The organism is Glutamicibacter sp. NPDC127525 (assembly GCF_042672105.1).
Classification (GTDB): domain Bacteria; phylum Actinomycetota; class Actinomycetes; order Actinomycetales; family Micrococcaceae; genus Glutamicibacter.
Genome location: NZ_JBHXVN010000007.1, coordinates 171,355 through 188,947, shown reverse-complemented (window position 1 = coordinate 188,947; position 17,593 = coordinate 171,355). Strand labels below are relative to the sequence as shown.

Below are 17,593 nucleotides of genomic sequence, written 5' to 3'. Positions count from 1 at the left end.
ACGGTTTGGACGTGGAGGTCGAATTCCTCGGGGGGTGCTGGTGGGGTGAGGCTGTTTCCGTGCGCCTTTGCTTCGGACATGTTCTAATTATACTTTGCTTGTTCGAACATGTCTTCGATTCTGGGAAATGGGGATAAGTATTTTTCCGCAGTGCATGGCATCGCTCCAGCGGTGAAGCCGCGGCTAGAGAACGGATCGCACCGATGCCTCGAAGTGCACGATGTGCTCCAGGGCCAACTCCTGTGCCAGCTGCGCGTCGCCGTCGAGGATGGCTTGGAGCAGCGAGATGTGTTCTTCAATGTGCTCGTCGATGCTCGGCAGGCGATCCAGGGCCATGCACCAGATGCGGGTGGCAAGGTTATCCAGGCGGATCAGTGTCTGCTCCAGGTGGTGATTGCCGGCCGCTTGGTAGATCAGCCGGTGCACTTCCAGGTCGTTCTCCATCAACGTGCGCCGGAGATTCGCGCCCGACAGCTGGCTGACAGCTTGGAGCGTTGCTTCGATGCGACTGCGAGCGCTGCCGCCATGCAGGGCTGCTGCCTTGGCCGCGGCGAGGGGTTCCAGGGCTTCGCGGACTTCGGTGATATCGGCCAGCTCCGTGATGTCCACACGGGTGGCAAAGGTGCCGCGTCGCGGATAGGACTGCACCAGGTGGTCGACCTCCAGGCGCTTGAGCGCCTCGCGCAATGGCGTGCGGCCGACCCCGAGTTCGTTGACCAGATGGGCTTCGTTGATCGGGTCGCCGGGGGCGATGTCCATCATGATGAGCCGGTCTCGCAGAACCAGGTAAGCGCGTTCAGCCAGGGACTCGACGCCCACGGGAAGCTGTGTGGCGAGTGTCATCTTGCCTCCGTTTTCTCTGCTCCATACCGCGTGATTGCTGCACGCTGAAATAATTTCGGGTTACCCATTGACCGGGCTGTGGCTTCCATCATACAGTGAATCGCAGATTGATATATCAGTTGTCGGCAATTCATACATTTAGGAATGGGCAATGGCACAAGCTTCAACTCTCTCGGCAGATTCCCTAACCGCGGACCTCGCGCATCTCGACCCGGAAGTAGCGCAGCGTATTGACGCTGAGCTGGCTCGCCAGCAGCGCGGCCTGGAAATGATCGCTTCGGAGAACCACACTGCGCAAGCAATCATGCAGGCGCAGGGTTCGGTACTGACCAACAAGTATGCCGAGGGCTACCCGGGCCGCCGCTACTATGGCGGTTGCGAGGAAGTTGATGTCATCGAGACGCTGGCGATCGAGCGGCTCAAGGACCTGTTCGGGGCGAAGTTCGCCAACGTGCAGCCGCACTCGGGTGCGCAGGCCAACGCGTCGGTATACCACGCGCTGGTTCGCCCGGGCGATACCGTGCTCGGCCTGAACCTGAACCACGGTGGCCACCTGACCCACGGCATGAAGCTGAACTTCTCGGGCCGCTTGTTCAACATCGTTCCTTACGGTGTGGACGAGGAAACCTATGAGGTGGACATGGACGAGGTGGAGCGCCTTGCCATCGAGAATCAGCCGAAGATGATCGTTGCAGGCTGGTCGGCGTACCCTCGCCAGCTGGACTTCAAGCGCTTCCGCGAAATCGCTGACAAGGTCGGCGCGTACCTGTTCGTGGACATGGCGCACTTCGCTGGCTTGGTGGCAACCGGGTTGCATCCTTCGCCGGTTCCGCACGCTCACGTAGTGACCTCCACGACCCATAAGACCCTGGCGGGTCCACGTGGCGGCATTATTCTCTCGAATGATGCGGAGATCGCGAAGAAGTTGAACTCGGCGGTGTTCCCTGGCCAGCAGGGTGGTCCGTTGGAGCACGTGATTGCTGGCAAGGCGGTGGCGTTCAAGATTGCCGCTTCGCCGGAGTTCAAGGAGCGCCAGGAGCGGACCTTGGCTGGTGCGCGGATCTTGGCTGAGCGCTTGACCCAGGAAGATGTTGTGGCCAAGGGCATCAGCGTTTTGACTGGTGGCACGGATGTTCACATGGTGCTGGTTGACTTGCGTAATAGCGAGTTGGATGGGCAGCAGGGTGAGGATCTTTTGGCTCAGGTGGAGATCACGGTGAACCGCAATTCGGTGCCGTTTGATCCTCGTCCGCCGATGGTGACTTCGGGGTTGCGTATTGGTACTCCGGCGTTGGCTACCCGTGGTTTCTCGGAGGCTGCGTTTGCTGAGGTTGCGGAGATCATTGCGCAGACGTTGATTGCTGGTGCTGAGGGTAATGCGGCGGTGTTGCCGGAGCTGAAGGATCGTGTTCTGCAGCTTGCCGCGGCCCACCCGCTGTACCCGAACCTGAAGAAGATTGGAGAATAGCCATGGCTGATCTGCTGCCTGAGCACCCGGAATTCCTCTGGGCCAACCCGGAACCGAAGAAGTCCTACGACGCAGTGATCGTCGGAGGCGGCGGCCATGGCCTGGCTACCGCCTACTTCCTGGCCAAGAACCACGGCATCACCAACGTCGCCGTCCTGGAAAAGGGCTGGCTGGCCGGCGGGAACATGGCCCGTAACACCACCATCATCCGCTCCAACTACCTCTGGGACGAGTCGGCGGGCATCTACGAGAAGTCGCTGAAGCTGTGGGAGCAGCTGCCCGAGGACCTGGAATACGATTTCCTGTTCTCCCAGCGCGGCGTGATGAACCTGGCCCACACCCTGGGCGACGTGCGCGAATCCGTGCGCCGCGTGGAAGCGAACAAGCTTAACGGCGTGGATGCCGAATGGCTGGACCCTTCCCAGGTCAAGGAAGCCTGCCCGATCATCAACTTCGGCGACGACATCCGCTACCCGGTCATGGGCGCGACCTGGCAGCCGCGTGCCGGCATCGCCAAGCACGACCACGTGGCCTGGGCCTTCGCCCGCAAGGCCAACGAGCTGGGCGTGGATATCATCCAGAACTGCGAAGTCACCGGCTTCATCAAGGACGGCGAGAAGGTCACCGGCGTGAAGACCACCCGCGGCACCATCCACGCGGGCAAGGTCGCCCTGGCTGGGGCAGGGCACTCCTCGGTGCTGGCCGAAATGGCCGGCTTCGAACTGCCGATCCAGTCCCACCCGCTGCAGGCACTGGTCTCCGAGCTGTTCGAACCGGTGCACCCGACGGTGGTCATGTCCAACCACATCCACGTCTACGTCTCCCAGGCCCACAAGGGGGAGCTGGTCATGGGCGCGGGCATCGACAACTACAACGGCTACGGGCAGCGCGGCGCTTTCCACGTCATCCAGGAGCAGATGGCCGCGGCCGTGGAGCTGTTCCCGATCTTCGCCCGGGCGCATGTGCTGCGCACCTGGGGCGGCATCGTGGACACCACCATGGACGCCTCGCCGATCATCTCCAAGACCCCGATCCAGAACCTGTACGTGAACTGCGGCTGGGGCACCGGCGGATTCAAGGGCACCCCGGGTGCCGGATTCACCCTGGCGCACACCATCGCCAACGACGAGCCGCACGAGCTGAACAAGCCGTTCAGCCTGGATCGCTTCGAAACCGGCCACCTGATCGACGAGCACGGCGCAGCAGCCGTCGCACACTAGGAGCAACCGCCATGATGCTGATTGATTGCCCGAACTGCGGGCCACGCAATGAGAACGAATTCAAGTACGGGGGAGAAGCCCACGTGGCCTACCCGGCGGACCCGAGCTCCCTGAGCGACAAGGAATGGTCCCGCTACCTGTTCTACCGGCAGAACAAGAAGGGCATCTTCGCCGAACGCTGGGTCCACGCCGGCGGCTGCCGCAAGTGGTTCAACGCCCTGCGCGACACCGTCACCTACGAGTTCAAGGCCATCTACCAGGCCAGCGAACCACGCCCCGAACTGAGCACCACCGACATCCGCAGCGCCGAAGGAGGCACCCGATGAGCAAGCCGCAACGCCTGCCTGCAGCGCAGAGCACCCGCGCCCGCATCAACCGCGAGGAACCACTGGCCCTGTCCATTGGCGGCGCGCAGCTCTCCGCTTTCCGCGGCGACACCGTGGCCAGCGCCATGCTGGCCAACGGGCTGCGCAAGGCCGGCAACTCGCTGTACCTGGACCGCCCGCGCGGCATCTTCGCCGCCGGGGTCGAGGAGCCCAACGCGCTGGTCACCGTCGGCGCCCGGCATGAGCAGGACATCGACGAGTCGATGCTGCCGGCCACCACCGTTGCGGTCACCGACGGGCTGGACGCCACCTTGCTTTCGGGCCTGGGCGTGCTTGACCCGGCCACCGATCCGGCCTACTACGACCACGTGCACGTGCACACCGACGTGCTGGTGGTCGGCGCCGGTCCGGCCGGCCTGGCCGCGGCCCGCGAAGCCTCGCGCTCCGGGGCCCGGGTGATGCTGCTCGACGAGCGCGCCGAGGCCGGGGGTACCTTGCTGGACACCGCCGGGGAGCAGATCGACGGCCTGGACAGCAGCCAGTGGATCGAGCAGGTCACCGGCGAACTGGCCGCGGCCGAGGAAACCACCCACCTGCAGCGCACCACCGTCTTCGGGTCCTACGACGCGAACTACCTGATCGCCGCGCAGCGCCGCACCGTGCACCTTGACGGTCCGTCCGGGCCCGGGGTATCCCGCGAGCGCATCTGGCATATCCGCGCCCAGCAGGTGGTGCTGACCACCGGCGCCCACGAGCGCCCGATCGTCTTCGAGAACAACGACCGCCCGGGCATCATGCTCGCCGGCGCGGTGCGCAGCTACCTGAACCGCTACGGCGTGCGCGCCGGGCAGAAGATCGCCGTGGCCACCACCAACGACTCGGCCTACGAGCTGGTAGCCGAACTGGCGGCCAGCGGCGGGGTGGTTGCCGTGATCGACGCCCGGCAGAACATTTCGGCCGCCGCCGCGGCCGCCGTGGCCGAGGGAGTCACCGTGATCCCGGGTTCGGTGGTGGTGGATACCGAAGCGGATGCCGAGGGCGAGCTGTCGGCCATCGTGGTCGCAACGCTCGACGAGCACCGCGAACTGGGGGCCGCCCAGCGCTTCGAAGCCGATGTGCTGGCCGTGGCCGGCGGCTTCAACCCGGTGGTGCACCTGCACTCCCAGCGCCAGGGCAAGCTGGACTGGGATACCACCATCCACGCCTTCGTCCCGGCCGCCGCGGTGGCCAACCAGCACCTGGCCGGCGCGGTGACCGGGCGCCTGGATACCGCCAGCGCCCTGTCCACCGGGGCCGCCACCGGCGCCGCGGCCGCCACCGCGGCAGGATTCGCCACCGTGGCCCGCACCCCGCAGGCGTTGGAGACCGCGCTGGGCCAGACCCGTCCGGTCTGGCTGGTGCCATCGGCCAAGGGCGATGACGCCGCGAACTACACGGCCCACTTCGTGGACCTGCAGCGCGACCAGTCCGTGGCCGACGTGCTGCGCGCCACCGGCGCGGGCATGAAGTCGGTGGAGCACATCAAGCGGTACACCTCGATCTCCACCGCCAACGACCAGGGCAAGACCTCCGGGGTGGCGGCGATCGGCGTGATCGCCGCGGTGCTGGGCATCGAGAACCCGGCGCAGATCGGCACCACCACCTTCCGCGCCCCCTACACCCCGGTGGCCTTCGCGGCCCTGGCCGGGCGCAACCGCGGGCAGCAGCTGGATGCGGCGCGCATCACCGCGATGCACTCCTGGCACCTGGCCCACGGGGCGGCCTTCGAGGACGTCGGGCAGTGGAAGCGCCCCTGGTACTACCCGCAGCCGGGGGAAACCATGGACCAGGCGGTCTACCGCGAGTCCGCCGCGGTGCGCGCTTCGGTGGGCATGCTCGATGCGAGCACGCTGGGCAAGATCGAGATCCGCGGGGCGGATGCGACCGAGTTCCTGAACCGCATCTACACCAACGGCTACACCAAGCTGAAGGTCGGCATGGGCCGCTACGGCGTGATGTGCAAGGCCGACGGCATGATCTTCGACGACGGGGTAGCCCTGCGCCTGGCGCAGGACCGCTTCTTGCTGCACACCACCACCGGCGGCGCGGGCGACGTGCTGGACTGGCTGGAGGAGTGGCTGCAGACCGAATGGCCCGAGCTGGATGTCGTGTGCACCTCGGTCACCGAGCAGCTGGCCACCGTCGCGGTGGTCGGGCCGAAATCGCGCGAGGTGATCGCCAAGGTCGCCTCCACCGTGGACGTGTCCAACGAGGGCTTCAAGTTCATGGCCTTCAAGGACGTGGTGCTGGATTCCGGGATCGAAGCGCGCATCTCGCGCATTTCCTTCTCCGGGGAGCTGGCCTTCGAAATCGCGGTGCCGGCCTGGCACGGGCTGCGCGTCTGGGAAGACGTGTACGCCGCCGGCCAGGAATACGGCATCACCCCGTACGGCACCGAAACCATGCACGTGCTGCGCGCCGAGAAGGGCTTCATCATCGTCGGGCAGGACACCGACGGCACGGTGACCCCGCAGGATGCCGGCATGGAATGGGTGGTCTCCAAGGTCAAGGACTTCATCGGCAACCGCTCCTACTCCCGGGCGGACAACCTCCGGGAGGACCGCAAGCACCTGGTCTCGGTGCTGCCGGTGGACAAGTCCCTGCGGCTGCCCGAGGGCGCCGCGCTGGTGGCCGCCGACGCGGTGGCCGCCGAGGGCATCACCCCGATGGAAGGCTGGGTCACCAGCTTCTACGACTCGCCGGCGCTGGGACGCACCTTCGGCCTGGCGCTGATCAAGAACGGGCGCAGCCGCATTGGCGAAGTGCTCAAGACCCCGGTGGGCGGCCAGCTGGTCGACGTCGAAGTCTGTGAAACCGTGCTCTACGACCCGGAAGGAAGCCGTCGCGATGGCTAGCAACACCATGATTGACAGCGAAGTACGCCGTTCCCCCGCGCAGCACCTGGCCCAGGAAATGGAAGCGGCCAGCATCGCCGGCCGCGTGGGCCTGCGCGAAATCGCCTTCGCCACCCAGATCTCGCTTCGCTGCGCGCCGGGCAGTCCGGCGCATGCGGCGGTGGCCGCGGCCACCGGCGTGGGCTTGCCCGCCGCGGTGGGCCAGGTGGCCGGCGAGGTGCCGGGCATTGCGGTGCTGTGGCTGGCGCCGGATGAGTTCCTGGCCACCAGTGCCGGGAACGCCGAGCTGGCCGGGGCGCTGACCGCGGCCCTGGGCGAGCAGCCCGGGCAGGTGGTGGACCTCTCGGCCAACCGCAGCGTGCTGGAACTTTCCGGCCCGGATGCGCCGCTGGTGCTGCGCAAGAGCTGCCCGGCGGATCTGCACCCGCGCGCCTTCGGGGTGAACCAGGCGATCAGCACCTCGCTGGCGAATATTCCGGTGCTGCTGTGGCGCACCGGTGAGCAGAGCTGGCGGATCATGCCGCGCGCCTCGTTCACCGAGCACGCCGTGCGCTGGCTGCTCGATGCCATGGCAGAGTTCGCCGCGCCAGCGGTGCCATAGCCCGGCCTTGCGCGGTGCGCGCAGCGCACGGTGATCCTGCGCTAGCTGCCCTCGTCGATGGCCCGGTAGCGCTGCTGGGCATCAACCGATTCGACCGCGTCGAGATCCCGCAGCGCTGCGGCCACCTGCTCGCTGCCCTCGCCAATAATCTGGCCCAGGGCAGCGAGCACCTGCTTAACCTGCAGTCCGCGGGCTTGCAGCTGGTCAACGATGGATTCGGGGGCCACGCTGGCCACCACGGTGACCACGTAGATGTGCACCTGGACGCCGCACATCCTAGTGGCCTTCCGCCCCGGCCGGGGCTTGGGCCAGCCCGGCACCGGCATCCTCAGCAGGCAGCGCGGCATCGCGGGAGGTGGACAGGAGCTTGTCCCACAGCTCTTGGGCACGCAGCCCGGTGGATTCGGCCAGCAGCGCGGCCACGCCGGCCACATGCGGGGTGGCCATGGAGGTGCCGCTGATCGTGTTGTAGCGTTTTTCTCCCGGCCAAGCAGAGTAGATGTCCACGCCGGGGCCGGCGATATCCACTGCGCCGCCCTGGGCATCCAGCGCCTGTGCCGAGAAGTCGGCGACGGCCAGGTGCGGATCCACGGCGGCCACCGCCATGATGTAGGGGCTGTTGGCCGGGGCGCCGACGAACCCCGGGTTCCCGGCGGAGCGCTGCGCGTTGTTGCCGGCGGCGGCCACGATCAGCGAGCCCAGCTCCAGGGCGCGCCGCCCAGCGGTGACATAGGGCGGGTGCACGGTTCTCACGTCGGCACCGAGGGACATCGAGATGACCTCGCACTTGTTTTCCAGCGCCCAGTTGATTCCGGCCAGGATCGTGGAGTCGGAGCCCGATCCGTTGCTGCCCAGCACCTTTCCGGCGAAGATATTGGCCTCGGTGGCGACCCCATAGCCCGGTCCCTGCCGCGGGTCGCGCGGACCGCAGGCGGTGCCGATGCAGTGGGTGCCATGCCCATGGCCGTCGTTGGCGTCCTCGCCATCGACAAAGGACTTGGCATCCACGGTGCGGCCGGCGAAATCCGGGTGCGCGCTGTCGAAGCCGGTATCCAGCACAGCCACGTTGATTCCCTTGCCCGTGTAGCTGGACAGCTCTGCGCCCACCGCCTGCAGGCCCCAGGTGAATTCCGCGGTGTCCGCGAACGGGGACTGGCCCGGGGCCTTGGCGGCATCGGGCAGAATCCGGTAGACCAGTTCCGGCACCACCGAGGCCGGCAGCCGATGCCCGGCGCAGCGCTGGCGGAAGTCCTCCAGCTGCTCGGTGCCGCTGGAGACCACCGCGATGCCCAGCATCGGGAAGTATTCGCTGGTGGAGTAGCCCTGTTCGGCCAGCAGCTGGGGCAGTTCGGTGTCGCGTTGGACTTGGGCCAGGCCAGGGGCGCCGGCAGCTGGCTGGTCGAAGACGAGCACGTAGCGGCCCGGGACTTCAGCGGCTTCGGTGCTTTGGTGGCGGGAAGTATGCATGGCTGGCTCCTTAGCTGGTTTTCCGGCACACGCCGGTGCGTGCTTGGCGAGTTACTTCGCACCCTACCCGCTGCGCCAGACGTTTAGCCCGGGGCGGTGAGGACTTTGCGCAAACTCCCATTCCCGGCTTCGCAAGCTTTTTATCGCAGATCAGCTTGCTTCTGGGCGCACAAGCTACAAGGGTGTAAAGCAGAAGGACAACAATGCAAGGAAGGTTGGAGACGATGACCCAGAAAATCGACGACTCGGACTCCGCGGAGTCCAACAGCGAGCTGCCAAGGCCGCTGGACGCGGAGCCGGAGGCATCCCCGCATACTGCGCCGATTCCGGTGCATATGCATATTGCAGAAAATGACACCGACGCGCAGATCACCGCGAAGCTGCGCCGGCAGGGCGTGCGCCTGGGCAAGGGCGGGATCGCTCCGGCGGTCTTCTGGCCGGCGCTGGTCGTGATCCTCGCGGTGGCCGTGTTCGCCATCGTGCTGCCGGATACCGCAAGCACTACGTTCAACGCGATGCAGAACTGGATCGTGACGAACCTGGGCTGGTACTACATGCTGATCATCGGCGGCTTCGTGGCTTTGGTGATCGTCATCGGCTTCTCCAAGCTGGGCCGGATCACCCTGGGCAATGACGGGGAGAAGCCTGAATTCGGGCTGTTCAGCTGGTTTGCGATGCTCTTCGCCGCCGGCATGGGCATCGGCCTGGTCTTCTACGGAGTGGGCGAACCGCTGATGTACGCCACCGTCGACCCGAAGCCCGGATGGGAAGGCACCGAAGGGGAACTGGCGGGCTTGGCCATGGCCCAGACCTTCATCCACTGGGGCTTGCATCCGTGGGCCATCTACGCAGTCATCGGCTTGGCCCTGGCCTATGCGATCCACCGCCGTGGCCGCCCGGTCTCCATCCGATGGGCGCTGGAACCGGTGCTCGGGGAGCGGGTCAAGGGCTGGCTGGGCGATGTGATCGACGTGCTGGCCATCTTCGGCACGGTCTTCGGCATCGCGACCTCGCTGGGCCTGGGCGTGCAGCAGATCAGCTCGGGACTGCAATCCATCGGGCTGGTGGATTCGGTGGACAACACGCTGCTGGTCATCCTCATCGTCGTGATCACTTTCCTGGCCACCATGAGCGTGGTCAGCGGCCTGGGCGCAGGCATCAAGTGGCTCTCGAACATCAACCTGTCCATGGCCGGGCTGCTGATGATCAGCGTGCTGCTGTTGGGCCCGACGCTGTTCCTGTTCCAGAACTTCGTGCAGTCCCTGGGCGTGTACCTGGCCAATTGGATGAACATGACCTTCGACGTCGGCGCCTTCCAGCAGAGCGAGGAAGCGCAGACCTGGTTCTCCAGCTGGACGGTCTTCTACTGGGGCTGGTGGATCGCATGGGCCCCGTTCGTGGGCATCTTCATCGCCCGCATTTCGCGCGGCCGCACCGTGCGCCAGTTCGTTTTGGGCGTGCTGCTGGTGCCGACCATCGTCGGTTTCCTCTGGTTCTCCGTGATGGGCGGCGCGGGGCTGTACCGCCAGTTCTTCGGAGCGGGGGACATGGTCCAGGACGGGGCGGTTTCCGCCGAGGGCTCGCTGTTCCAGATCCTGCAGGACCTGCCATTGGGATCGATCCTCTCGGTGATGGCAATCATCCTGGTGGCGATCTTCTTCATCACCTCCTCGGACTCCGGGTCGCTGGTGGTGGACATGCTGGCTTCCGGCGGGCACCCGAACCCGCCGACCTGGTCCCGCGTGCTGTGGGCGGTGCTCGAGGGCTTGCTCGCCGCGGCGCTGCTGATGGCTGGCGGATTGCAGGCGCTGCAGGCCGGTTCGCTGGCCACGGCGCTGCCCTTCAGCATCATCATGATCATGATGGCGGTGGCGACCATCAAGGGGCTGCGCCACGAGAGCAAGACGCTGGAGATCATCGAGGCCAAGCTCCGCCTCGAGCGGGTCACCGAGCACGTCTCCGACGAGCTGTGGGCCACGCTCGAAGACCAGCCGGAGCTGCGCCGCTACGTCGATGACCGCATCGACTACCGGGTGACGCGCACCCGCGGTGCCTTTGGCCGCCGCGAGGAGAACGCAGACCGCGGGCGCCGGAAGAAGGACGGCGAGCGGTAGCATCCGCCAGGGCAGGCGGATGCCTGACAGCCGGCGAGCTGGCCGCAGGCAGCGGCCCGCTCGCCGGTTTCTTCTTTTCCCGGCAGTGAACTGGCCAGAGGTTGCCAAGCTGGCCATGGGGTGTGAGGATCAAAGTACATCGTCGTTGAGCAGTGGGGTGCAGCATGGAATCGATCGTTGTCCTTGGTGGCGGCCTGGCCGCCGCGAGCGTTGTCGGCGAACTGCGCGAGCTCGGCTACAGCGGGGCGCTGAGCTTGGTCAGCGAGGAAACGCAGCTGCCCTATGAGCGCCCGCCGCTGTCCAAGGGGTTCTTGCAGGGCAAGGAGGAACCGGCGGACTTCACCGTCCATGACGCGTCCTGGTACGCAAGCCATGATGTCGCATTGCGCCTGGGCGTCGCCGCCACCAGCATCGAAACCGCCAAGCGGCAGGTGCTGCTGGCCGATGGCAGCGCACTGGACTACGACCAGCTGGTGCTGGCCACCGGTTCGCGGGCCAGCCTGGGCGGCCGAACCCCGATACCCGGTTACGACCTGCCCGCAGTGCACGTGCTGCGCACCTTGGACGATGCGAAGTCCTTGCGTGCGGAACTGGTCGAGGGCGCCCAGGTGGCGGTGGTGGGTTCGGGCTGGATCGGCATGGAAGTGGCGGCCGCCGCCCGCCAGCGCGGGGCAAGGGTGACTGTCTACTCGCCCTCCGAGGTCCCTTTGGCCAAGGTGTTCGGCGAACGGCTTGGAAATCACCTCTTGGAGCTGCACCAGTCCCATGGCGTGGACGTGCGCACTGCACGGGTGCACGGCATCGAAGAAGCCGACGGGCACCTGCAGGTGCTTTCCGATGCGGGCTCCTCGCGTGCCGATCTGGTGCTGCTGGCCATGGGCGCGCAGCCGAATGTGCAGCTGGCCGAGGCTGCCGGGCTGGAAGTGGACTCCGGCGTTGTGGTGGATGCCTCGCTGCGCAGCAGCGACGCGCGGATACTTGCCGTGGGGGACATTGCCCAGGCCTTCAACACCGTATTGCACAGGCAGCTGCGCGTCGAGCACTGGGATAACGCGATTCGCCAAGGCAAGCTGGCCGCGGCCACACTGGCCGGGGAGGAAAGGTCCTATGACTGGCTTCCCTACTTCTTCACCGACCAATTCGATCTCGGGATGGAATATGTCGGCCATGGTTCGCCCGGGGATACAACGGTGGTGCGCGGGGATATGGAATCCGGGGAGTTCTTCATGTTCTGGCAGGACGGGTCGGAAATCACCGCTGCGGCGAACGTGAACATCTGGGATGTCAATGGCACCCTGCGCGGTCTGGTGGGCCGGGAGATCGACGCTGACCGGCTCAGCGATCCTGCCATAGCGCTCAAGGATTTGTGAACCGCAGTTCCTTCGACCGGAACTGCCAACAAGGGAAGCAGGTAGAGCTGATGAGCACTATGGTCATGGGCGTGGAATCGGGCATGTCCCCGGCGGTATTTGCTGCGGCCGGTTCGCTGGCACGCGGGCTGAATGCACGATTGGTGTGCATCCACGTTGATTCCGGGCGCCTGATTACCGACAAGCTGTCCGAGGGCGACCTGCTGGCTTCGGCCAGCCCGGTCTCCGAGGAACTCGCCTGGGAAATCACCTCGGTGATTACCGGTGTCGAGCTCGAGAGCTATACCGTGGCCGGCGACCCTGCCAAGGTGCTGGCCGCGGTAGCCGAGCAGCTCGATGCGCAGATGATCGTCGTCGGCACCCGCCGTCCGGGGATCCGCAGCAAGATGGCCCAGCTGATGGACGGGTCGATCGCCGTGGCGCTGGCCCACAAGCAGCATCGTCCGGTGCTGGTGATCCCGCAGCAGCCTGCACAAGAGAACGAACTGCCCTGGGACTAGCTGGCTGGCTTCATCTCGAAGTACAAGTCCAGATGCAATTTGCAGCCGGGATTGAACAGGGCCTGGCAGTTCGGGCAGGAACTGGCATCGAGGTACTTCGCCGGGCTCAGCTGCGTGCTGCAGACCCCGCAGAGCACGGCGGGTTCATCGAACCGGTCCGCCGGCCACGGCGTTGCCTCGTGATCGGCCAGTTCGCCATGGCATAGGTGGCAGGGGTAGAAGGTGGCGCAGCAGTCGTGCTTCAGCGCGATCACATCGAACAAGGAGCGGTAGTGGGCGCAACGGGTTTGCGCATCCATGCGCACGCCTCGCAACGCCACCTCGTGCACGGGGTTTTCCCAAGCCGTCATCCTCGACCTTTCATGCAGCCGCCGCTGCGTGTGCAAAAATGCACGCTGAATGTGCAGAATCCGCCTCCCAGTATGCCTCGTTTCGCCTATCTTTCGCGATGTGATCTAGGCCATACTCGCTGATGAGGCCGGTTCCAAAGGGGGTACTGGCGTGGGCGGAAGGAACGCACAGTGGCAAGCGAAACGTCATCGAAGGCCGAGCGCAAGGGATTGCGCCGGGTCGTAGCAGCCTCCATGGCTGGCACCGTCGTCGAATGGTATGAATTCTTCCTCTACGCGACCGCGGCAACCCTGGTCTTCAACAAGATCTTCTTTCCGGATACCGGCAACGATCTGGATAACATCATCAAGGCCTTCCTGACCTACGCGGTCGGTTTCATTGCCCGCCCCATCGGCGGCATCGTCTTCGGCCACTTCGGCGACAAGTACGGGCGCAAGCACCTGCTGCAGGTGGCGATCGTGCTGGTCGGCGCAACCACCTTCCTGATGGGCTGCCTGCCCACCTTCGACTCCATCGGCTATGCCGCACCGATCCTGCTGATCGTGCTGCGCTTCGCCCAGGGCTTCGCCGTGGGCGGGGAATGGGGAGGCGCGGTGCTGCTGGTGGCCGAGCACGCGCCGAACACGGAACGCGGCTTCTGGTCCTCCTGGCCGCAGGCCGCAGTGCCGGTGGGCAACCTGCTGGCCACCGTGGTGCTGCTGGTGCTCTCGGCAACGCTGAGCGAAGCGGCCTTCCTGGCGTGGGGCTGGCGCATCGGCTTCTGGCTCTCGGTGGTGATTGTGGTCGTCGGCTACTACATCCGCACCCGCGTTTCCGATGCCCCGATCTTCAAGGAAGCCAAGGCTGAGCTGGAGCAGAACGCGGCAGCCGGCTACGGCGTGGGCGAAGTCTTCAAGCGCTACCCGCGCGGGGTGTTCACCGCCATGGGCCTGCGCTTCGGGGAGAACATCATGTACTACATGGTGGTGACCTTCTCCATCACCTACATGGCCACCCAGCTGGACATGGACACCTCCACGATCCTTGGCCTGATGCTCATTGCCCACGTGATCCACGCGATCCTGGTGCCGATCGTCGGCCGTTTCACCGACACTCTCGGCCGCCGCCCGGTCTACGCCACCGGCGTGGTGCTCATGGCCGTCTGGGGCGTGGCGGCCTTCCCGCTGTTCAATACCGCCAACGATGCGGTCATCCTGGCCACCATCGTGCTGGGCTTGGGTGTGCACGCGCTGATGTACGCCGGGCAGCCGGCCATCATGGCCGAGATGTTCCCGACCCGCATGCGCTACTCGGGCGTCTCGCTGGGCTACCAGGTCACCTCGATCGTGGCCGGGTCCATGGCCCCGATCATCGCCACCTTCTTGCTCAAAGTCTACGGATCCTGGGTTCCGGTGGCCGGCTACATCGTGTTCGCCGCCCTGGTCACCCTGGTGGCCGTGTTCTTCATGAAGGAAACCAAGGGGCTGGACCTCGGCGAGATCGACGAGGCGGACCGGCTGGCAGTGAACGGCGAAAATGCCGCCCGCGATGAACTGAAGATGCAGAAGTAAGCCGCAAGATCCAGCACGACGCCGAAGGCCAGCTCCACGGAAGGGGCTGGCCTTGGGCGTGTTCGGTGGCCTGCGGGCTGGTCATTGGCTTGCGCTGCCGTTGCCGATCTGCGAGTCTGGCAGCCAAGAAGGATGGGGTTTGAGTGGACATCACTGTCCCCAGCATGATGCGATTGCGGGGTGCACGGGCAGATGGGAATCGAGTACCTGTTGGCGTTCCTGTTCGGTATTGGCTTCGTTGCCGCTTGCGCTTCATACGGGCGGCGCCGGAGCAGCAAGAAGAATAATGAAAAGTAGCCAAGTTTGCCGTCGGGGTTCGGCATGAAGCGGTGCAGGCTGCATATCTTCGGTGCCAGCGGCAGTGGCACCACGACCCTCGCGCGCGCCGTGGCCGATGCCTGGTCCGTGCCGCATGCCGATAGCGACGACTACTTCTGGGTTCCCACCGATCCTCCATACCGCCAGCAGCGTGCGCCGGCTGCCCGAACCATGCTCATGAACCAGGTCTTCGTTCCGCGCAAAGCCTGGGTACTGTCCGGATCAGTGCAGGGATGGGGAGAAGAAGTCCTGTCGCAGTGCGATGCCTTCGTTTTTCTGGCGCTGGATCCCCAAGTGCGCCTGCGCCGTCTCGCAGAACGCGAGAAGCAGCGCCTGAGCGGGCAATCCCTGGAACGCGGAGCCCTGGAAAAATTCATGGCGTGGGCAGCTGGCTACGATGACCCGGACTTCAGCGGACGCAGCCACGCCCGCCATGAGGCCTGGCTGGAGAACGAAGTCCGTCCGGTGCTCCGTCTGGACAGCGCCCGATCAGTGGCGCAGCTGCTGCAGGCCATCGTGGACTGGGAACCGGCCGGGCCAAGGTGAACGGCGCCTAGCCGGAGGACAGGTTGTACGCCGGGAATGGCGGGATGAACCAGTCGCCGGCGGTGGCCGCATCGTTGAGCGCGCGCACCGTTTCCTGGACGGCGCGGCTGCGCAAGGCTTCTTCGCGGCCCACCAGCCAGTACTCGGAATGGTAGGTGAACTGGTCATGGAGCACCGGCACCATATTCGGGTAGTGCTCCGAGAGGAAGGTGGGGAGCAAGCCGATGCCTGCATGGTTCATGGTGGCCGCGTATTGCACCGCGATGCTGGTGGAAGAAATCGCGCGGTGCATCGGCGGCAAGACGCTGGTGGCCTCGTCGAGCTTGTCCACCGTCAGTGCGGTGTCGATGTAGTAGTTCAGGCTATGCCCGGCCAGATCTTCCAGATGTTCTGGGGTGCCTTGGGATTCCAGGTATTCGGCCGTGGCGTAGAGCCGCAACTCGTAATCCAGGAGTTTCGTGGAGGCTGCCTTGCGGACGCTGGGTTCGCCGATGACAATCTCCAAATCCATGCCGGTCCGCGTCTGCCGGGCCCTGGTGGTTTCCGAAACGATCTCGAAGACCAGTTGCGGATGCTTCGCCTGGAGCTTTGCCAGGGCCGGAGCCGCCAGATGGGCGCTGAAGGCGTCGGGGGCAGCGACGCGCACATGGCCGGCCAATGCGCCGGTGTCCTTCTCGGAGCCGATGGCTTCCACGGCCTGCTCGATGGCTTCCGCGCTCGACATGGCCCGGCGCCCCAGATCCGTCAGTTCCCAGCCGTTGGGGGAGCGCGTGAGCAGGTGGCCGCCCATGGCTTTTTGCAGTGCGTCGATGCGACGGGAAATCGTCGAGTGGTTCACCCCGAGAACGTTCGCGGCGGCGGTGTAGCGGCCCAGGCGCGCAACGGTGAGCAGGGCAATGAGGGATTCGAGATGGCGGTAATCGATCGGACGGTCCATGGTCCACAGTCTGCCATGCCTGGTGTGCGCTAGCGCACACTAGGCTTGCGCAATTGGCGTGCCCCAGTGCATTGAGTCTGGCACACCGCGCCCCCTACGCTGGCCTGACAAGGACAATACTCAAGGATGAGGGGTGTGCAGATGAGCACGTACGCATGGATTGGCCTAGGCAACATGGGCGGACCGATGACCGCGAATCTGGTGGCCGCAGGGCACAGCGTGCGCGGCTACGACCTGGACGAGCAGGCCTGCGCCGCTGCGGCCGACGGCGGGGTCCAGATTGCCGGATCGATTGCCGAGGCCATGGACCAGGCCGACGCCGTGTTCACCATGCTGCCCAAGGGCCAGCACGTGCGCGCGGTGTACGAAGGCGAGGCAGGCATCTGGGCCAACGCCAGCAAGGACATGCTGCTGCTGGATTCCTCCACGGTGGACATCGAAACCTCCCGCTACATCCACGAAGGCTCCGCGCAGCGGGGCCTTCACTTCGTCGACGCCCCGGTCTCCGGCGGCATCTCCGGGGCCGCGGCCGGGACCCTGGCCTTCATGCTCGGCGGGGCACCGGAACTGATGGAGCGGGCCACCGGATTCATCGCCCCGATGAGCGGGAAGACCATCGTCGCCGGGGGCCCCTCCATGGGCATCGCGGCCAAGATCTGCAACAACATGATGCTGTTCATCGACCTGATGGCCAGCGCCGAAGGTTCCCAGCTGGCCGAGGCCCTGGGCCTGGACCCGGAAGTCTTCTGGCAGATTGCCTCGGTCTCCTCGGGCCGGTCCTGGGCGCAGCAGACCTGGTACCCGGTACCGGGCATCATCGATACCGCCGCGGCGAACAACAACTTCGAGGCCACTTTCCGCACCGACTTGGCCCGCAAGGACATCGGGCTGGCCCTGGACGCGGGCGCAAGTACCGGGGTGCAGCTGCCGGCAGCCAGCTTGGCCCGCGAGCACTTCGACGAACTGATCGAGCAGGGGCTGGGGGACAAGGACTGCTCGCTGATCGTGAAGAACTTGTTGCCAGATGGTGCCGTGCGCGGGTGGAACCCGGAGACGGCCGAGACCAGCACGGCAGCTGCGGGCTGATC

The 17,593-nt window shown here is 65.7% G+C and carries 16 protein-coding genes; 11 read left to right on the top strand and 5 right to left on the bottom strand.

Features of this window, described 5'->3' with window-relative positions; all coding sequences use genetic code 11:
- Positions 1-183 precede the first annotated feature (183 nt).
- A complete protein-coding gene (locus ACFVHU_RS15960) occupies positions 184-843 on the bottom strand; it encodes a GntR family transcriptional regulator (RefSeq protein WP_359199882.1) in 660 nt (219 codons plus the stop codon).
- A 151-nt stretch (positions 844-994) separates the two neighbouring features.
- Between ACFVHU_RS15960 and glyA the strand changes: the two genes are divergently transcribed.
- Genes glyA through ACFVHU_RS15935 form a run of 5 tightly spaced genes read left to right on the top strand, consistent with a single transcriptional unit; the run spans position 995 to position 7,352 of the window.
- Positions 995-2,311 (top strand): serine hydroxymethyltransferase, encoded by a 1,317-nt coding sequence (glyA, locus tag ACFVHU_RS15955; protein WP_388025302.1) that lies wholly within the window; start codon positions 995-997, stop codon positions 2,309-2,311.
- A gap of 2 nt (positions 2,312-2,313) precedes the next feature.
- On the top strand, positions 2,314-3,531 hold the full coding sequence (locus tag ACFVHU_RS15950) for a sarcosine oxidase subunit beta family protein (protein ID WP_388025300.1): 1,218 nt from the start codon (positions 2,314-2,316) through the stop codon (positions 3,529-3,531).
- Positions 3,532-3,542: 11 nt separating this feature from the next.
- A complete protein-coding gene (locus tag ACFVHU_RS15945; RefSeq protein ID WP_388025298.1) occupies positions 3,543-3,857 on the top strand; it encodes a sarcosine oxidase subunit delta in 315 nt (104 codons plus the stop codon).
- Entirely contained in the window at positions 3,854-6,751 is a 2,898-nt protein-coding gene (locus tag ACFVHU_RS15940; protein ID WP_388025296.1) for a sarcosine oxidase subunit alpha family protein, read from the top strand. Before ACFVHU_RS15945 ends, ACFVHU_RS15940 begins: the two co-directional genes overlap by 4 nt.
- Positions 6,744-7,352: a sarcosine oxidase subunit gamma gene (locus ACFVHU_RS15935; protein ID WP_388025294.1), complete on the top strand. Its 609-nt coding sequence runs from the start codon at positions 6,744-6,746 to the stop codon at positions 7,350-7,352. The genes ACFVHU_RS15940 and ACFVHU_RS15935 overlap by 8 nt, the downstream gene beginning before the upstream one ends.
- A gap of 41 nt (positions 7,353-7,393) precedes the next feature.
- Here the strand turns inward: ACFVHU_RS15935 and ACFVHU_RS15930 are convergent, their stop codons facing one another.
- Both ACFVHU_RS15930 and ACFVHU_RS15925 read right to left on the bottom strand, forming a co-directional pair.
- Positions 7,394-7,627 carry a hypothetical protein gene (locus tag ACFVHU_RS15930; protein WP_388025292.1) on the bottom strand — a complete coding sequence of 78 codons (234 nt, stop codon included), beginning with the start codon at positions 7,625-7,627 and terminating at the stop codon, positions 7,394-7,396.
- Position 7,628: 1 nt separating this feature from the next.
- Complete coding sequence (locus ACFVHU_RS15925) at positions 7,629-8,819, bottom strand: S8 family serine peptidase (RefSeq protein ID WP_388025290.1); 1,191 nt, start codon at positions 8,817-8,819, stop codon at positions 7,629-7,631.
- A gap of 224 nt (positions 8,820-9,043) precedes the next feature.
- Between ACFVHU_RS15925 and ACFVHU_RS15920 the strand changes: the two genes are divergently transcribed.
- The 3 genes from ACFVHU_RS15920 (at position 9,044) to ACFVHU_RS15910 (ending at position 12,803) form a co-directional block, all read left to right on the top strand.
- Positions 9,044-10,933, top strand: a complete 1,890-nt coding sequence (locus ACFVHU_RS15920) for a BCCT family transporter (protein ID WP_388025288.1) — start codon at positions 9,044-9,046, stop codon at positions 10,931-10,933.
- Positions 10,934-11,097: 164 nt separating this feature from the next.
- Positions 11,098-12,303, top strand: a complete 1,206-nt coding sequence (locus ACFVHU_RS15915; RefSeq protein ID WP_388025286.1) for an NAD(P)/FAD-dependent oxidoreductase — start codon at positions 11,098-11,100, stop codon at positions 12,301-12,303.
- 50 nt (positions 12,304-12,353) lie between these two features.
- Complete coding sequence (locus ACFVHU_RS15910; protein ID WP_105658893.1) at positions 12,354-12,803, top strand: universal stress protein; 450 nt, start codon at positions 12,354-12,356, stop codon at positions 12,801-12,803.
- Here ACFVHU_RS15910 and ACFVHU_RS15905 read toward each other — a convergent pair.
- A complete protein-coding gene (locus tag ACFVHU_RS15905; protein WP_388025284.1) occupies positions 12,800-13,153 on the bottom strand; it encodes a CHY zinc finger protein in 354 nt (117 codons plus the stop codon). The two genes, ACFVHU_RS15910 and ACFVHU_RS15905, sit on opposite strands and share 4 nt — an antisense overlap.
- Before the next feature lie 171 nt (positions 13,154-13,324).
- Here ACFVHU_RS15905 and ACFVHU_RS15900 point away from each other — a divergent pair, with 171 nt between their 5' ends.
- Complete coding sequence (locus ACFVHU_RS15900; protein ID WP_388025282.1) at positions 13,325-14,704, top strand: MFS transporter; 1,380 nt, start codon at positions 13,325-13,327, stop codon at positions 14,702-14,704.
- A gap of 321 nt (positions 14,705-15,025) precedes the next feature.
- Entirely contained in the window at positions 15,026-15,568 is a 543-nt protein-coding gene (locus ACFVHU_RS15895) for a hypothetical protein (RefSeq protein ID WP_388025280.1), read from the top strand.
- A 7-nt stretch (positions 15,569-15,575) separates the two neighbouring features.
- Here ACFVHU_RS15895 and ACFVHU_RS15890 read toward each other — a convergent pair whose 3' ends face one another.
- Positions 15,576-16,505: a LysR family transcriptional regulator gene (locus ACFVHU_RS15890; protein ID WP_388025278.1), complete on the bottom strand. Its 930-nt coding sequence runs from the start codon at positions 16,503-16,505 to the stop codon at positions 15,576-15,578.
- A 141-nt stretch (positions 16,506-16,646) separates the two neighbouring features.
- Here ACFVHU_RS15890 and mmsB point away from each other — a divergent pair, with 141 nt between their 5' ends.
- Positions 16,647-17,591: a 3-hydroxyisobutyrate dehydrogenase gene (gene mmsB, locus ACFVHU_RS15885; RefSeq protein WP_388025276.1), complete on the top strand. Its 945-nt coding sequence runs from the start codon at positions 16,647-16,649 to the stop codon at positions 17,589-17,591.
- Positions 17,592-17,593: the final 2 nt, after the last annotated feature.

What these genes read in the sequence shown, in the direction of transcription:
- ACFVHU_RS15960 (WP_359199882.1), bottom strand. Translation starts at nt 843, where the DNA reads ATGACACTCGCCACACAGCTTCCCGTGGGCGTCGAGTCCCTGGCTGAA.
- ACFVHU_RS15935 (WP_388025294.1), top strand. Translation starts at nt 6,744, where the DNA reads ATGGCTAGCAACACCATGATTGACAGCGAAGTACGCCGTTCCCCCGCG.
- ACFVHU_RS15890 (WP_388025278.1), bottom strand. Translation starts at nt 16,505, where the DNA reads ATGGACCGTCCGATCGATTACCGCCATCTCGAATCCCTCATTGCCCTG.
- ACFVHU_RS15920 (WP_388025288.1), top strand. Translation starts at nt 9,044, where the DNA reads ATGACCCAGAAAATCGACGACTCGGACTCCGCGGAGTCCAACAGCGAG.
- ACFVHU_RS15940 (WP_388025296.1), top strand. Translation starts at nt 3,854, where the DNA reads ATGAGCAAGCCGCAACGCCTGCCTGCAGCGCAGAGCACCCGCGCCCGC.
- ACFVHU_RS15915 (WP_388025286.1), top strand. Translation starts at nt 11,098, where the DNA reads ATGGAATCGATCGTTGTCCTTGGTGGCGGCCTGGCCGCCGCGAGCGTT.
- ACFVHU_RS15945 (WP_388025298.1), top strand. Translation starts at nt 3,543, where the DNA reads ATGATGCTGATTGATTGCCCGAACTGCGGGCCACGCAATGAGAACGAA.
- ACFVHU_RS15910 (WP_105658893.1), top strand. Translation starts at nt 12,354, where the DNA reads ATGAGCACTATGGTCATGGGCGTGGAATCGGGCATGTCCCCGGCGGTA.
- ACFVHU_RS15930 (WP_388025292.1), bottom strand. Translation starts at nt 7,627, where the DNA reads ATGTGCGGCGTCCAGGTGCACATCTACGTGGTCACCGTGGTGGCCAGC.
- mmsB (WP_388025276.1), top strand. Translation starts at nt 16,647, where the DNA reads ATGAGCACGTACGCATGGATTGGCCTAGGCAACATGGGCGGACCGATG.
- ACFVHU_RS15925 (WP_388025290.1), bottom strand. Translation starts at nt 8,819, where the DNA reads ATGCATACTTCCCGCCACCAAAGCACCGAAGCCGCTGAAGTCCCGGGC.
- glyA (WP_388025302.1), top strand. Translation starts at nt 995, where the DNA reads ATGGCACAAGCTTCAACTCTCTCGGCAGATTCCCTAACCGCGGACCTC.
- ACFVHU_RS15950 (WP_388025300.1), top strand. Translation starts at nt 2,314, where the DNA reads ATGGCTGATCTGCTGCCTGAGCACCCGGAATTCCTCTGGGCCAACCCG.
- ACFVHU_RS15895 (WP_388025280.1), top strand. Translation starts at nt 15,026, where the DNA reads ATGAAGCGGTGCAGGCTGCATATCTTCGGTGCCAGCGGCAGTGGCACC.
- ACFVHU_RS15905 (WP_388025284.1), bottom strand. Translation starts at nt 13,153, where the DNA reads ATGACGGCTTGGGAAAACCCCGTGCACGAGGTGGCGTTGCGAGGCGTG.